The 15,399-nt window shown below is 64.0% G+C and carries 13 protein-coding genes; 5 read left to right on the top strand and 8 right to left on the bottom strand.

The genetic code is table 11. The features are described from left to right. Nucleotides 1-73: 73 nt before the first annotated feature. The gene (locus tag BN1233_RS20275) at nucleotides 74-2,479 is read right to left on the bottom strand and encodes a YfhO family protein (protein ID WP_046865384.1); all 2,406 of its coding nucleotides are present in this window, start codon (nucleotides 2,477-2,479) and stop codon (nucleotides 74-76) included. A 332-nt stretch (nucleotides 2,480-2,811) separates the two neighbouring features. Here BN1233_RS20275 and BN1233_RS20270 point away from each other — a divergent pair, with 332 nt between their 5' ends. Then, complete coding sequence (locus BN1233_RS20270) at nucleotides 2,812-3,375, top strand: nitroreductase family protein (RefSeq protein WP_046865383.1); 564 nt, start codon at nucleotides 2,812-2,814, stop codon at nucleotides 3,373-3,375. Nucleotides 3,376-3,483: 108 nt separating this feature from the next. On the opposite strand, the gene BN1233_RS20265 is transcribed toward BN1233_RS20270, so the two are convergent. The 3 genes from BN1233_RS20265 to BN1233_RS20255 form a co-directional block, all read right to left on the bottom strand. Further along, on the bottom strand, nucleotides 3,484-4,107 hold the full coding sequence (locus BN1233_RS20265; RefSeq protein WP_046865382.1) for a LysE family translocator: 624 nt from the start codon (nucleotides 4,105-4,107) through the stop codon (nucleotides 3,484-3,486). A gap of 160 nt (nucleotides 4,108-4,267) precedes the next feature. Further along, nucleotides 4,268-5,152 (bottom strand): HpcH/HpaI aldolase/citrate lyase family protein, encoded by an 885-nt coding sequence (locus BN1233_RS20260; protein ID WP_046865500.1) that lies wholly within the window; start codon nucleotides 5,150-5,152, stop codon nucleotides 4,268-4,270. Then, nucleotides 5,152-5,634: a MaoC family dehydratase gene (locus tag BN1233_RS20255; RefSeq protein WP_046865381.1), complete on the bottom strand. Its 483-nt coding sequence runs from the start codon at nucleotides 5,632-5,634 to the stop codon at nucleotides 5,152-5,154. The genes BN1233_RS20260 and BN1233_RS20255 overlap by 1 nt, the downstream gene beginning before the upstream one ends. Nucleotides 5,635-5,710: 76 nt before the next feature. Here BN1233_RS20255 and BN1233_RS20250 point away from each other — a divergent pair, with 76 nt between their 5' ends. Then, the gene (locus tag BN1233_RS20250) at nucleotides 5,711-6,718 is read left to right on the top strand and encodes a lysozyme family protein (protein WP_052763859.1); all 1,008 of its coding nucleotides are present in this window, start codon (nucleotides 5,711-5,713) and stop codon (nucleotides 6,716-6,718) included. Nucleotides 6,719-6,753: 35 nt separating this feature from the next. Here BN1233_RS20250 and BN1233_RS20245 read toward each other — a convergent pair whose 3' ends face one another. Next, the gene (locus tag BN1233_RS20245) at nucleotides 6,754-7,527 is read right to left on the bottom strand and encodes an NAD kinase (protein WP_046865380.1); all 774 of its coding nucleotides are present in this window, start codon (nucleotides 7,525-7,527) and stop codon (nucleotides 6,754-6,756) included. Between the two features lie 125 nt (nucleotides 7,528-7,652). On the opposite strand from BN1233_RS20245, the gene cutA reads away from it, so the two are divergent. Then, nucleotides 7,653-7,973 carry a divalent-cation tolerance protein CutA gene (gene cutA / locus BN1233_RS20240; protein ID WP_046865379.1) on the top strand — a complete coding sequence of 107 codons (321 nt, stop codon included), beginning with the start codon at nucleotides 7,653-7,655 and terminating at the stop codon, nucleotides 7,971-7,973. Nucleotides 7,974-8,016: 43 nt separating this feature from the next. Here the strand turns inward: cutA and BN1233_RS20235 are convergent, their stop codons facing one another. The 3 genes from BN1233_RS20235 to BN1233_RS20225 all read right to left on the bottom strand — a co-directional run bounded on the left by BN1233_RS20235 (nucleotide 8,017) and on the right by BN1233_RS20225 (nucleotide 13,139). After that, a complete protein-coding gene (locus BN1233_RS20235) occupies nucleotides 8,017-8,811 on the bottom strand; it encodes a TrmH family RNA methyltransferase (protein WP_046865378.1) in 795 nt (264 codons plus the stop codon). Between the two features lie 50 nt (nucleotides 8,812-8,861). Next, nucleotides 8,862-12,179 (bottom strand): DEAD/DEAH box helicase, encoded by a 3,318-nt coding sequence (locus BN1233_RS20230; protein WP_052763858.1) that lies wholly within the window; start codon nucleotides 12,177-12,179, stop codon nucleotides 8,862-8,864. A gap of 780 nt (nucleotides 12,180-12,959) precedes the next feature. Further along, nucleotides 12,960-13,139 (bottom strand): hypothetical protein, encoded by a 180-nt coding sequence (locus BN1233_RS20225; RefSeq protein WP_046865377.1) that lies wholly within the window; start codon nucleotides 13,137-13,139, stop codon nucleotides 12,960-12,962. A 305-nt stretch (nucleotides 13,140-13,444) separates the two neighbouring features. On the opposite strand from BN1233_RS20225, the gene BN1233_RS20220 reads away from it, so the two are divergent. Together BN1233_RS20220 and BN1233_RS20215 are read left to right on the top strand one after the other, a co-directional pair. Then, entirely contained in the window at nucleotides 13,445-13,660 is a 216-nt protein-coding gene (locus tag BN1233_RS20220) for a hypothetical protein (RefSeq protein WP_046865376.1), read from the top strand. Nucleotides 13,661-13,667: 7 nt separating this feature from the next. Next, nucleotides 13,668-15,399: molybdopterin-dependent oxidoreductase (locus BN1233_RS20215; RefSeq protein WP_046865375.1), on the top strand; the 1,732-nt coding region annotated here is incomplete at its 3' end.

Here is a 15,399-nt window from a genome sequence, read left to right as displayed (position 1 = left end):
ACAGGCAGCGCTTCTTCGGGATCGATCCACCAGGGTGGACATGTGGGTCGTGCGGATTACTGCGCCCGCCCGGCTAGCGCACCTGGGATTCCGTTGGCGCGTCGCCGTTTCTCACGAGATCGGTTGCCGCAGCAACCAGGTTATCGAGCGAAAGCGGTCGAAACTCGAATTCGACCCGATGATGCCCCGCGGCAATTTCAACCCCGCGGAACAGGAGGTTCGCCTGGAGAATGGGCCGACGTTGGCCGTCCACCATCACCTCCCATCCGGGATAGTGGATGTCATGGAGAACGAGCACGCCGGGCTGTTCCGCCTCGACCTCGAGCGTGACGGAGTTCGGCTCGTAATTCACGATCCGCACCCGATTGTTCGCCGGAATGGGCCCGACCTCTGAGAGAGCGCCTGAATAGTCCCTCTCGAGAAGAGGCATGCTCTCGAGATCGATCAGGGCTTCGTCCGTCTTGTCGAACTCGGGGAGTTCCTCCTGATCCAGGATCTCGCGGGAGTTAACGGGGGTGACCCTGCTCGCGATATAGGCCCGTGGGCTCGAGTCGTTGAGACGGTAGATCCACATCTGCCCGGAACCGTAGAGCAGGCTGGCGCCCGTGATTCTCGGAAAGTGGCGAGGAAGTTTTTCGAGCGGCCGGTCGAGAACGAGGTATTCGAGGCCGAGCAGGCTGGCGAGCTCACACTTGTAGCCCCGGAAGGTTGACGGGAACTGACGGAGATTGGGATCGACCGCATTCTCGCCGGGGCCAACGGCCCGCTCGTAATCCGCGAGCCGCAAGGGATTGTAGCCTATCGTGTCTTCCAGCCCGAGCACCATGGAGGCGTTCTGCCATGCGCCACCGAGCCCGAGGATCTCGACGCGCGGCCGGTCGCCCTTGGCATGACGGTCGGCCAGTTCCTGCCTCAGCACTTTGAGGCCCTGGAGCTGTTCCGGCGGGAGCGTCTCGAACACAGCGTAGCGTTCCGCCGGCTCGGCATTGAGCGCCGATGCGCTGTGCCGGCCGACGAGTTCCCCGGATGTCGCGGCAACGAGGAGGATGGCCGCCCAGCTGCGCCACGCCTGCCGGAGATTGGCGCGCATCGCGACGGCAACGACCAGAGCTGCGCCCGCGAGGCCAAGCCCGATTTCCGTAAAGGCCTCCGGGAGGTGGCCGCCTCGACGGGCGAAGACATAGGCCGCCCCGACGGCCGTGATCAGAAGGCTCACAGCGAGCAGGGGCAGGAACGAGCCGCGGCCACGGAATTCGAGGCGCGGCAGCCCCTCCATTACGTAGCAGTGGACGAGATAGCCGGCGGCGAATGCGAGCACGATGTTGATGATGAAGGTGGCATCCGCGGGACGGCGATAGAGATCGACCCCGGGGAAATGATCGAAGATGAACTCGAAGCCCGGAGTATACCGACCGAGGGCGTAGAGGACCGCGAGCAACCCCACGATCAGGAAAAACCGGAACTCTCGGGCGAAGAGACGCCCGCCGGCGATGCCGTGCCACAACAAAAGGAGCGCCGGAATCGTGCCGGCGAAGAGATAGTTCGTCGCCCGGTCGGTCCAGGTGCCTTCCGCCAGGCTGTGCCAGTCCGGCCCCCAGTAATCGTAGGTCCAGCGCAGGGAGCCAAAGACGTTGCCGAACAGGAGGGTTACGAGACTCTCCGGCGGGAGCGATCCCATGGCGGCTACGCCAAAGCCGAATGACGGTCGCGTGGACGTCGAGAGGAGTTGGAGCGTGAGAATGCTCGGGACTGCCAGCAGGGCTCCCCCGACCATAGCCATCGTGACGAGAAGGCCAAGGCGGCGGCGGAGGTAATCGAGTGGCTGCCGATCCCGCAGGGCTTCGTAGGCGACAACGCCGATCAGGACGAGGGCCGCAAGAAAGGCTACCTGATCCCGCCCAACCGTCATCAGCGCGGCGGCAAATGCGAACAGGATCCCGTAAGTGTAGGAGCGGCGGGCAAGCGCTTCCTCGAGAAGCCAGAAGGCCAGCGGAAAGAGCCCGTAGCTGAAGATCATGCCGGTGTGCTGAAGCCGGGCGGTCGCCGAACCGCCCAGCATGAAAACAACCGCGGCGATCACAGCCCCGGCCGGATGCCAGTTCCGGCGTCGGAACAGGGGCACGAAGGCAATGGCTCCCGGAAGCAGATGGGCAAACACCACCACATCGAAAAGCTGCATCGTCGGCTCGGAAACCAGCCAGCCGAAGAGCAGCATCGTGGGCGTGAAGATCAGAGATTGCGGATCCGCAACGGCGGGATGGCCGCTGAAGTGATAGGGGTTCCAGAGCGGAAGCTCGCCATGCGCCAGGGCCGCTCCGAGATACCTCAGCATCGGGTAGAAGTGGTTCTTCGAGTCCCAGGGAACGACGGATCCGGTCAGCGGCCAGGCGGATGCAGCAGCCGCCCACACGATCAGGATTGCGATGATCGCCCATCGCGCTTGCGAAGGAGACCAGGCGTGAGAGGGAACTCTGGACATTGTCGGTGATGCCGGAAGGCAGGATTTTCAGGATGCGATCGGCGGATCCGCGGTGGTTCGGCCAGACCTGGAGCTCTGAGGCGGGCGAATCGAGCTTGACCTCCGGAGCGCTTCGGCCGACCTCTGCGCTCGATATTTTCCGGGTCCGGGGTCTGCCTCGCTGACCACGCTATTCCCCCTTTGCCACCACCGTACCGGAACGCCCGACTCCGGTTGCAGCAATTCTGAACGAGTCCCTATGCCCGTCACGTCCCATGGCATCTCAGAACATAGAGGCCGGATAGGGGCAGGATCTTTAAAGGACGTGATTTCACAATGCGGATGAAGCTACGATGAATGCGAATCTCTCTCACCTCTTGGAGCGACGGTCCGTTGCAGCCCGGCTGCTCGAGCCCCCCGGACCGAGCGAACAGGAACTCGAGCGGCTCCTGACGATCGCTGCGCGCGTGCCGGATCACGGGAAGCTCGTGCCCTGGCGTTTTCTCGTCATCGAGGGTGATGCCCGGTTTCGGATCGGGAAGGTCATCGCAGAGGCGTTCCGGGCCGATCAGCCGGATGCGCGAGCCGATCAATTCAGCGTCGAAGAGACGCGGCTCGCTCGCGCGCCGCTCGTGGTGGGAGTGGTCTCGCGCGCGCGACCTCATCCGAAGATCCCCGAGTGGGAGCAGATTCTCTCGGCCGGTGCCGTCTGCATGAACCTTCTCAATGCCGCGACGGCCATGGGTTTCGGAGCCAACTGGATCACGGAGTGGTACGCCTATGACCGACGCGTGCTCGATGCCCTCGGCCTCGAGCCGTTCGAGCGGATCGCCGGCTTCGTCCATATCGGAAGCTTCAGCGAGCCGCGTACTGACCGACCAAGACCTGCGCTTTCGGAGGTCGTGACGAGGCTCTGACACGAGTCGAGGCTGCCCATGGCCGATGACACGCCGGGCCGGGCGATGATCCCCGCATTCGGTAGTATTTGCTACCGAATGCTGGTGCAATGCGGGGTGCACCTGGAGTTAGCGACCCGCCGTCGTCAGAGCGGCGCCGATAGCGACGAAGGTTGCGCCAGCGGCGCGGTTGAACGATCGGCCATAACGGGCAAGCGAGGGCGCAATGCGCTGGGCCATGACGGCGAGGACAAGTTCGTAGACGATCTCAACCACGACGAACGTACCGCCAAATATTGCGAGTTGGACCGCATAGGGAACGCCGGGTGCCATGAATTGCGGCAGGAAGGCCGCAAAGAAGATCAACGCCTTCGGATTCGACACCGCCACCAGGAAGCCCTGGTTGAACATTCGCAGTGGCCTCGCTTCGCGTGACTGCACTGTCTGCGAGGTCAGAGCCACGACTGGAGCCGGTGCCCGCCATACGCGCACTCCGAGGTAGACGAGATAGGCCGCGCCGATCCACTTGGCGACCGTGAAAGCCCGCTCGGAAGCTGCCAGCAGCGTACCCATGCCAGCCAGCGAGATGGCAATGAGGAGGAAGAACCCGAGCGCTCCGCCAAGCACGGTGTAGACGGTGGGCCGGAAGCCGAAACAGGCCCCATGCGTCAACGACAGCAGCCCGTTCGGCCCGGGTGTGAGCGACAGGCCGATGGCGGCAACGCAATAGATCAGCCAAAGCTCAAGGCTCATGTCTCACCGTAGGCAGATGATCAGGGCCGCGGAATCTCGCACGGCGCGACGATAGCGCGGGGAATGAGCCGGAGACAACTGCACCGGCAGAGCGACGGGAAAGACGCTTGCAACCGACAGCGCGGATCGCGGATTCGCGAGACCAAGCGTGGCGTGGGCTCTACGCCGAGCCGGGCTTGATCCGCGCGAGAAGGCGCTCGGCGCGCGTCAGGTGCGGACGGTCGAGCATCTCTCCATCGATCGCGACGACGCCGGCTCCGGGGTTTTCGGCGAATGCCGCCACGACCGCACGGGCCTGCGCCACCGCCTCGGAGGACGGCGTGAAGGCTTCGTTGATGATCGGCACCTGGCCGGGGTGGATGGCCATCTTGGAGACGAACCCGTCGCGCCGTGCCTTACGGCATTCCGCGGCCAGTCCCTCCGGATCCCGGAAATTCGTGAAGACGGAATCGATTGCGTCGACTTCTGCAGCGCTGGCCCCGAGGAGCGTCAGGGCCCGGGCCACACGATAGGGCTCCGTGTACGAACCGTCCGCGCTGCGGTTCGTCTCCGCGCCCAGATCGGCAGAAAGGTCCTCGCCGCCCCAGGCGATGCCCGCGAGCCGGTGGCTCGATCCTGCGAAGGTGCTCAGCGCGAAAACACCACGCGCATTTTCGGTCGCGATGACGATCACGCGTGTGGCGCCGTCGGGGAGCCCGTACTCCGCTTCTCGGACCGCGAGCTTCGCGCCGAGATGCGCAGCATCGGGACCGCCAACCGCTTTGGGAAGGACGATCCCATCCGGAGCCGCCGGCATGATCCCGTCGAGATCGGCATTGATCAGCCCGGTCGTGAGGCCGTTCACGCGCACGAACAGGCTCGGACGGGTCCCGAAAGGCGCAGACGAGGCCTCTTTGAGAAAGCCGGCGGTCACGCGCCTAGCCTCTTCCTTTCCGGCCAGGGCGACGGAGTCCTCGAGATCGATGATCAACGCGTCGGCGCCGCTGCCGAGCGCCTTCTCGAGCTTGCGTGGGCTGTCGCCCGGAACGAACAGAAGTGATCGCATCAGGCCGGTCTCTTGCGCATGAAGGCCTGCCGCCGGCATTCGGCCACGAGCGTGCCATCCTGCTTGTAGGCGCGGTGAATGAACTCGACGATGCCTGCGCCGGGGCGAGACTTCGACTCGCGCTTCCCGGCGATCTCCGTCGTCGCGCTCACCGTATCACCCTCGAAGAGCGGCGCCGGGAACTTCACGTCGGTCATTCCAAGATTGGCGATGGTCGTTCCAACGGTGGTGTCGTTCACCGAAATTCCGATCATCAATCCGAGCGTGAAAAGCGAGTTCATGAGTGGTCGGCCCCACTCCGTCTCGGTCGCACAGAAATGGGCATCGATGTGCAGCGGCTGCGGGTTCAGCGTCATGTTCGAGAACAGCATATTGTCCATCTGCGTGACCGTGCGCGTCAGACGGTGGCGAATGAGATCGCCTTCGACAAAGTCCTCGAAATAGAGACCACCCCGAGGGTGTCGGCGCTCGTCTGGGGGCATCGTGCAGCTCTCTCCTTCAGGATTCCTTTACCATAGTCGCAGAAAGCTGGCGCGCCTCCGAGGCTGCGCCGGACCGATGTTCCTGTTCACCACACCAAATACCCGCGAAGCGGCATCCTCGACTCTAGGTGTATCGCCGACTCCGGTCGTTGAGGCGATCCGGACCGGCGCGGCGCGCAGCGGTGTCGGTTTCGATTATCTCCTTGCGACTGCGCAGCGCGAATCCGCGCTTCGGCCGGGTGCGAAGGCGCAGGGCTCATCGGCGGCCGGCCTGTTCCAGTTCATCGAGCAGACCTGGCTCGGCCTCATCAAGAGCGACGGCGCAAGGATGGGCCTCCGCGACCACGCGAGCCGGATCTCGACGCGCAGCGACGGGATGCATGTCGTCGAGGATGTGCGCGCGCGTCAGGACATCCTCGCGCTTCGCGAGGACCCGGAGATCTCCGCGCTTATGGCGGGTGCGTTCACGCAGAAGAACCGGGAGTTGCTCTCGAGCGAGCTTGGGCGCGAGCCGAGCAGCGCCGAGCTCTACATGGCGCATTTCCTCGGCGGGCGCGGCGCCAGTGAACTCATCAACGCCGCGCAGCGGACGCCCGACCGGTCAGCCACCAGCGTCTTCCCTGATGCCTCCGCCGCGAACAGGTCGATCTTCTATGATCGGGAGGGGCGGGCCCGCACTGCGCGGGAGCTCTATGTATTTCTGGAGCAGAGCCAGACCGCTACTTCTGCAGCCCCGGCCTTCGGGCCGGACAAGCCGCTCGCCTTCGCTCGCGCCGACGGCCCGGCTTTTCATGGACTGTTTCAGAGCGACCATCGCAGCGGACCGGTTTCAGATGCCGTTTCGCGCCTGTGGCGGAGAGGCGCGACCGACCCGTCTATTGCAGCGCCGGCCTTCTTTCCGTCGAGCAGCGGTGATCGGTCTCCATCTCGTGAACTGACCGGCAGCCTCGCGCTGGAAGAGACTCAGAGCGGACAAGCCACTCCAGGCCCAGTCCCCCTGCCGCCTCCAAGACCGCTCACCGGGGCGAGAAAGGCCCCGAATCCGCTGGATCTCACGCAGTTCACGCGCCCCGGTGCGAGATAGCCGTCTCGCGCTCCGACGCGGCGCGCCGCAATCACTCAGGGTCCGAATTGCTCCCGCAGGATCCGCTCATCGAGATTGTGGCCGGGGTCGTGCAGCATGACCAGGTCGACACTGCGATCCATGGACACTTGAATCTGTGAGATCGAACGAAACTCCGTATGGTCCGCGACGGCGCTGACGGGCCGGATCTCCGGTTCGATCACGTCGATCTGGATCTTGGCATGATCCGGGAGGAGGGCGCCACGCCAGCGGCGCGGCCGGAAGGCGGAGATGGGCGTCAGGGCCAGGAGCGGCGCATTGAGGGGCAGAATCGGGCCGTTCACCGAAAGATTGTAGGCGGTCGAGCCGGCCGGAGTGGCGACGAGCACCCCGTCGGCGATGAGTTCAGGCAGCCGGACATGCGAGTCGATGTTGATCGTCAGTTTCGCAGCCTGGTAGGTCTGTCGGAGCATCGACACCTCGTTGATCGCCCTGGCCGTGTGGGCGATCCCGTCGATGTCGCGCGCAACCATGAGCAGCGGATGGACCACGCTCCGCTCGGCTTGCTCGAGCCGCTCGAGCAAGCCATCCTCGCGGAACTCGTTCATCAGGAATCCCACGGTTCCCTTGTTCATGCCGTAGATCGGCATGGCGGATCCGAGGAATCGGTGGAGCGTCTGGAGCATCAGGCCGTCGCCTCCGAGAGCGACGATCACGTCCGCCTCTTCCGGAGCGGCGGAAGGATAGGTCTCGGTCAGTGAAGCGAGCGCCTCTTGGGCCTCAGGTGTAACGCTCGCCACGAAAGCGACTCTGTTGAACCGCCGAGCCATGCTCCAGTTACCCTCGCTCCGGCATCGCCTTCGTCGACGAAGGCGATGCCATTCCTTGCCGCTTCTCTACGGTGAACCGCACTTTGTCGCCGAGAAATACTCTCAGCCCTTTCCGGAGGCATAGCATGGACCGACCGCTTCTCATCTATACGACGTTACCCGATGCCGAGACCGCGCTTTCGATCGGCGAAGCGCTCGTTTCGGAGGGACTTATCGCCTGCATCAACGTGCTGCCCGGGATGCGCTCGGTCTACCGCTGGAAGGGCACCATCGAGCGTGGGGAGGAGGTCGTAGCGATTCTGAAGTCCCGGACCGGCTTGCGGGAACAGCTTCACGCTGCCCTGAAGGCGAGACATCCCTACGAGACGCCGTCCATTTTCTTCATCGAGCCCGCCAGCGCCGACGAAGACACCCTTTCGTGGATTACGGCCGAGACAGCTTCCTGACCGGCTGATTGAACTGACCGGCGGGGAGCCGACAGGAGTGGTGTCAGATCGTCGACAGGTGATGGAGTGCGATGCCCGTGGCAGTGGAGACGTTGAGGGAGTCGAATCCCGGCGCCATCGGGATCGCCACGCTCCGGGCCCATGACATGAGGCTTGCGGGAAGTCCCGGCCCCTCGGCACCCACCAGAAGCGCGGTGCGCGGGGCTCGCCGGGTCTGCGCAAGGCTCTCCCGTCCGCCCGAACTGAGTGCCAGGATCTCGAAACCAGCGGCGGATAGGGTGTCGAGCATCCCCTCCGGGCGTTCGACCCTCGCAAAGGGAACTATCAGTGCCGCTCCGACCGACACGCGGATGGCTTTCCGGTAGAGGGGATCACACGTGGTTCCGTCCAAGATGACTGCGCCCGCCCCGAACGCCGCCGCGTTTCGGAAAATTCCACCCACATTGTCGTGATTGCTCAGGCCGACGAGCCCCAGGACGAGGGAGCGCGCAGGCAGGTCGTGAAGGATGTCGTTCGCCTGCGGAGCCGCGCCGGTACGCCCAAGCGCGAGCACACCGCGATGAACCGGGAACCCGGCAATCCTGTCCATAACGGCGCGCGTCACGACGTAGATCGGGATGTCGGCGCAACGGGCGTTCAGTAGCGTGCCGAGCGCATGGGTGCGGCTCTCGAGCAGGAGGACGGATGCGACGTCAAACCGGGAACGTGTCAGGAGGATGCGCAGGACGACCTCGCCCTCCGCGATGAACATCCCCTCTCGCCCCACCAGATCCCGCTCTCGCACATCCCGGTAAGGTTCGAGCCTTGGGTCATCCGGGTCATCGATTTCGATCAGCATGGCCCGGTGGTGGGTGCCGGAAGCGAAGACGTCAACCTCTCGTCTGCCGGTCAGGACAGAAGGCGGAGCATCTCTTCGGCGGCGATGAGCGGTTCGGCCGCATCTTGTATCTTGAGGAGCAGGCGCCCCTCTCGCCAGGAGAGACGGCCGCCCGCTGCAGCAAGCGCCGCATCGGCTCGCGTCCGGGCGTCCGAGCTCGCTCGGAAGGTTACGGCAACGGCTTGCGGTCCTGCATCGATCCGGTCGATGCCGAGCGCCCGGGCGATAGCCCTGAGACGCGCGAGCTCGACCCACCGCTCGGCCGGCTCCGGGAGAGGTCCGAAGCGGTCGACGAGTTCTTCGCGAAACGCCTCGACCTCCTCCTCGCGGGTGGAGCCCGCGATCTTCGCGTGCAGATTGATGCGCAGTTCCGGCTCGGGGACGTACGTGTCCGGCAGCCAGCCGCGCATTCCGATATTGAGGTGAGGAGGATCGCTCTCGTCCATGGGCTCTCCGCGGGCCTTGGAGATCGCGATCCCGAGGAGGTGCTGGTAAAGCCCTGTGCCGATCACCTTCAGGTGACCTGCCTGTTCGTCACCCAGAATGTCGCCAGCGCCGCGCTGATCGAGATCGCGGGCGGCGATCGCGAAGCCGGCGCCCAGCCGATCAAGGCTTTCGAGCGTTTCCAGGCGCTTCCTCGTCGCGTCGCGAATGGGGTGGGCCGGGTCGATCAGAAGATGGACGATGCCCTGCCGATTGCCGCGACCCACGCGGCCGCGCAATTGGTGAAGCTGCGAGAGACCGAACCGGTCGGGGCGCCAGACGAGCATCGTATTGGCCCGCGGCACGTCGAGGCCGCTCTCGATGATGTTCGTCGTCAGAAGCACGCCGCCTTCGCCCTCCGCAAAGGCGACCATCACTTCGTCGATCTCTCCGGTCGGCATGTCACCGTGCGCAACGACGAGATCGAGATCCGGAACGATCGCCTCGAGCCGTTCGCGCAGAGAGGCGATGTCCTCGATCCGGGAAGACACCACGAAGCTCTGGCCGCCCCGCCGGTGCTCTCGAAGGAGCGCCTCGCGGACGCTGGCCTCGTCGAACGGGGTCAGGGCCGTTCGGATCGGCTGTCGACGGGCGGGCGGCGTCGCAATGATGCTCAGGTCGGCGAGTCCTGCCAGCGCCCCTTGAAGGGTTCGCGGGATCGGCGTTGCTGTCAAAGCGAGGCTACGCGCCCCCTCGGCGAGTGCACGGATCTTGTCCTTCTGCGCAGCTCCGAAGCGCTGCTCCTCGTCGATCACTATTAAGCCGAGATCCGTGAAGTGCACATTGCGGCCCGCCAAGGCGTGCGTGCCGATCACGATCCGGAGGTCCCCCTCCTTCAGCCGGCGCCGGGTCGTCCGTGCCTCGGCTGCAGGCACAAGGCGTGAGAGATGACCGACCTCGAGCCCGAGCGGCTTGAACCGTCGCTCGAACGTGCGGACATGCTGCCGGACGAGCACCGTCGTCGGCGCCAGGATGGCGACCTGTCGGCCCGAGAGTGCCACGGCCGCAGCCGCACGCAAGGCGACCTCCGTCTTGCCGTATCCGACATCACCGCAGACGAGGCGGTTCATGGGGCGAGTTGAAGCGAGATCCGCAAGGACGTCCCGTATTGCCGCGGACTGATCCTGCGTCTCCGGAAATGGGAAACCGGCCACGAAGCGTTCGTAAGCCTGCCTCGGCGGCACGATCGGATCGACCGTCTTCGCATCGCGCGCCTTGACTCGCGCGATGAGCCCCGCAGCCGTCTCCGCGATCTGCGCCTCGACCTGCTTGCGTCGCTTTTCCCAAGCATCGGAGTTCAATCGATGGAGGCGCACGTGTTCAGGGGAGGCGCCGTAACGCCAGACGCGCCCCATCTCGTCGGCCGGCACGAGAAGGGATTGATCCCCGTCGAATTCCAAACGAATGAATTCCGACACGCCGCCGTCCGTCTCGACCGTCTCGAGGCCACGCAGGATCGAGACCCCGTGGTCGAGATGGATCACGACGTCTCCGATTTTCAAGTCGAGTTCGGTCCATTCGGCCGCTGCCCGCGAAGGGCTCGCCGAACCTGTCGTCCTCGCGCGGGATCCCAGAATGTCTGCGGTGCCGACGAGAGCGATCTTCCGATGGGGGTCGATGATTCCTCGGCTCAGCTCTCCGGCGAGAACTGCAACGGTTCCAGGCTCTGCATCCTCGGCCTCGCGCCAGTTCGACACCGTCCGGATGGTGTTGGACGGAACGTCCAGAGCCCGTCGTAGCCGCTCCAGGTCCTGAGGCCGGGACAGTGCGACGACGACCCGGTAGCCGTCTGAGATCCGCTCCTCCGTCCAGTCCGCGAGTTTTACGAAGGGGCGGCGTTCGCGAGAGAAGGCCGGAACGGGGCCTTGAGATGCGCGATTTTCGTCGAGTTCCAGGCTGAGTGTCGGCTGCCGAGCCAGGATTGCGCGTGTTTCGTCTTCATCGAGATAGAGCCGCTCGGGGGAAAGGGGGCGAGATTCCTCGTACTTGCTGCGCATCGAGAGTCGTGTCTCGTAGGCGTTGAGCGTGCGGTCTGCGATTGCTCCCATCCGCTCCTGCGCCTCCGGGCCGAGCAGGACTGCCTGGAATTCCGAATAGTCGAACAGGGTTTCGAGAGCCGGATAGATCTCGGGAAGCCGGTGCTCGCGGCCCGGCACTTCCATGTCTCGGCCCGGCTCCGTCTCCTCGATCCGCTCGGAGGCGGGGCGGATCAGAAGCCTCTCGATCTCTCCGGTCCCGCGTTGTGACACCGGGTCGTAGCGCCGGAACGACTGAATGATCCCGTCCTGGTGCTCGATGCGAACCGGTTCCGCAAAGCCGGGCGGGAAGATATCGACGACGTGGCCGCGCAGAGCCGCTTCGCCAGGCTCGTCCACCCGGTCATCGAGGCGATAACCGAAGGCGCGGAGGCGCAACGCCAAGTCATCCAGATCCACGGATTGGTTTGGAGACAGGTCGAAGGACAGCGTAACCTTCGAGCGTGGCGGAACCCGCTGCATGATCGAGCTGAATGTCGTCAGGACGACGTTTGGGGGCCCCTCGGTGTCGAGCAAGGAGGCGAGGGTAGCTACGCGCTCACCCATAGCGGCCCGAGTGGGAGAGTAACGGTCATAGGGCAGGCAGTCCCATGGCGGGAAAAGCGCAATGCGCATCGCCGGAGCCAGCGTTGCGAGGTCACGTCGGATTGCCTGAATCTCGGCTTCGCTTCTGCCCACGTAGAGAAGCGGCTTTTTGCTGCGCTCGTCCCAGGTGGTGACGAGGTGCAGGGAGATCTCGCAGGACGCGTCCGGGTCGCTAAGGTAGAGTTCTGATGGCGCGGATGCCGGCTTAAGCTTGGTCGATGGCACGCTGAACCTCCAGGACCTGATCGAGGTCCGGGGCCTCAACACCTCCAACTCGTCCGAGGATCCAATAAAATGCCCCTTGCGAAATATTGCAGGGGCGAGCCGGCTCGTTTCAGTGATCACGCAATCTCTGGCGTGCCGCGTTCGCATTGACGGGATCCGCGGTGCCCGTCAGTCCTGCAATCTCGATGATAGACAAGGGAGGACGCGGATTCCGTGAGTCCCTTTGATTCGGCGACTCGTGGCGTTTGCCCGGGCGGAGCTCACTTGATCAGCAATGGGAGGTACAGGACAGCAAAAGCGCCGGCTACGGCCAGCACCGCCACGATGCCGGCTCTTGTGGTGGCTGTTCGCTGCTGGTTCATGGCTCTCTTACGGTGACGATTCGATGAGTACGAGCGTGTCAGGGCTATGTTGCCGTAGCGTTACGCGCTTCGAATATTGTTTTACGATCACGCAACATCAGCCACGCGAGCCTTGCGATAATCGTTGGAAGCATGCCGCCGGAATCTGGCATCTCTCAATGTGTCGCAGGTGACCTCGGCGGATACTGAGGTCTCCCATTGGTTGGGCTTTCCGGAGGGAATAACCCTGGCATTTCTCCCTATGCAGAAGGCTGCCTCTCGGACGAGGTAACACGCCTCTCATTTTCGGGACTTGCGGAGTCATGGCAGTATCCGCACCTTTAGAGCCCGCGCCTGCCTTTGCCCCCCGGGACGCGGGCTTTCCCCGGTCTCGTGCCGGGGTTCTTTTTGACGATCAAATGAACGAAAGTTCTATCCTTTACCGCTTGTGGATCGTCTGTGTGCCGATGCCATAGCGCCCGGCCAGCGCACCGGTGGGCTCACGAAATTGTGCGATCTCGTAGAGGACCGCCGGGGTGATTCGGCTATTGAGGTGGATAGCGAGCATCGGGATCTTCCTCGGCGAGAAAATGAGCAGATAGGCCGCTCGAAGCGCCAAGCATACTCCTCGATCGCCCACCACCCCCGGTCTCAACAGCGCTCTGCTTCCAAATACCAGTTCACGGGAAAATGTTCTTTGGTGATGGTGCGGCTGGAACAGCGCGGTAGACGTCCCTTCGCGATTGCGCTGTAAATCTTTGCAACCCGTGCTGGCGGGAGTATTCTGTTTGAGACTGAGTAGCTTGAGCGGAAAGCTTGGCGTTTAGGCGATATTACTGGCCAGCCAATCTTAGACCGCAAGTTCACATCTCGCCTTGCTCGAATCGAGGTCCGTGCAACCGGCCGCTTCAGCAGGAGGCGCCCATGACCGATCGGAAGCACGAGGGCATGGACCGTCGGGCCTTCATGGTCTCGATCGGAGGCGTCGCGTCGGCTGCTGCTTTCGTCTCTCCGGAGACGGATGCGAAATCCGGGTTCGGCAACACGCAGCACGAGCGCAGCGCTGGCGTCTACCAGCCGGGCTCCGATCACGTGAAGGGATTCTACCTGACGAACGGCTACAAGACCCTGAAGAAGTGAGCGTGCCATGCTGATCAAGCGCAAGAGCGGCACCGCAAACCGCAGCAAGCTGCAGGCCCTGACGGCCGGCCTCGCCTCCGAAACCCTCGACCGCCGGACCTTCCTGAGACGCTCGGGCCTCGCGGTCGGCGGGCTCGCAGCCGTGGGCACGATTCCGCTCGGATCGGTGCGCAAGGCCGCCGCTGCCGGTACGATGGTGGCCAATGCCGAGATCCGCAAGAACGTCTGCACCCATTGCTCGGTGGGCTGCACGGTGACCGCGGAAGTGCAGAACGGCGTCTGGGTCGGGCAGGAGCCGTCCTGGACGAGCCCGATCAACCGCGGCACGCATTGTGCCAAGGGTGCATCGGTGCGTGAGATCGTTCACGGCGAGCGCCGCCTGAAATACCCTGTAAAACTCGTAGGAGGGCAATGGCAGCGCATCTCGTGGGATCAGGCGATCGAGGAGATCGGCAATAAGATGATGGAGATCCGGGGCCAATCCGGCGCCGACTCCGTCTACTGGCTGGGCTCCGCGAAATTCACGAACGAGGCCGCCTACCTGATGCGCAAGTTCGGCGCCTACTGGGGCACGAACAATGTCGACCACCAGGCGCGCATTTGCCATTCGACGACAGTGGCCGGTGTCGCCAATACCTGGGGCTACGGCGCCCAGACGAACTCCTACAACGACATCCGCAATGCCAAGACCATGATCATCATGGGCGGCAACCCCGCGGAGGCGCATCCAATCGCGGTGCAACACATTCTGGCCGGCAAGGAAATCAATCGCGCCAACCTGATCGTCATCGATCCGCGCTTCACCCGCACGGCTGCGCACGGCACGGAATACGTGCGCATCCGACCCGGCACCGACATCGCGGCCCTGATGGGAATGATGTGGCACATCGTGAAGAACGGCTGGGCGGACCAGGACTTCATCCGGCAGCGTGTCTACGGCATGGAGGAGGTCTACAAGGAAATCGAGAAATACCCGCCCGAGGAAGTGGAGCGCATCACCGGTATTCCGGGTGAACAACTCAAGCGCGTCGCCGAGATGTTCGCGACCCAGAAGCCGTCCACGCTGATCTGGTGCATGGGGCAGACGCAGCACACGGTCGGCACCGCGAATGTCCGGGCCTCCTGCATCGCACTCCTCCTGACCGGCAATGTCGGGGCGCCGGGAACCGGGGCGAACATTTTCCGCGGCCACACCAATGTGCAGGGCGCGACCGATCTCGGGCTCGATGTCACCTCGCTGCCGCTCTACTACGGCCTCACCGAAGGGGCCTGGAAGCATTGGGCCCGTGTCTGGGAAACCGACTACGAGTGGTTCCAGAACCAGTTCGACGAGGTGCCGGCCCAATACGGCCGCAAGCCGCGCTCCCGCAAGGAGAACATGGAGACGCCCGGCATCACCTCGACGCGCTGGTTCGATGCCGCCACCATGCCGGCGGATCAGGTCGATCAGCGCGATCTCATCCGGGCGTTTTTCGTGATGGGCCATAACGGGAATACCGTTCCGCGCATTCCGGATGCCGTCAGGGGTGTCGAAAAACTCGAACTCCTGGTCGTCGTCGATCCTCATCCGACATCCTTCGCCTCCATGTCGGATCGCAAGGAGAACTTCTATTTGCTTCCGGCCTGCACCTCATTCGAGATGGAGGGCTCGCGCACGGCGTCGAACCGCTCGCTGCAATGGGGCGAGAAGATCGTCGAGCCGATCTTCGAGTCGAAGAACGACTACGAGGTCATGTATC

It is taken from the genome of Microvirga massiliensis (genome assembly GCF_001006805.1).
GTDB classification, from domain to species: domain Bacteria; phylum Pseudomonadota; class Alphaproteobacteria; order Rhizobiales; family Beijerinckiaceae; genus Microvirga; species Microvirga massiliensis.
This window is presented reverse-complemented; position numbering and strand designations above follow the sequence as displayed.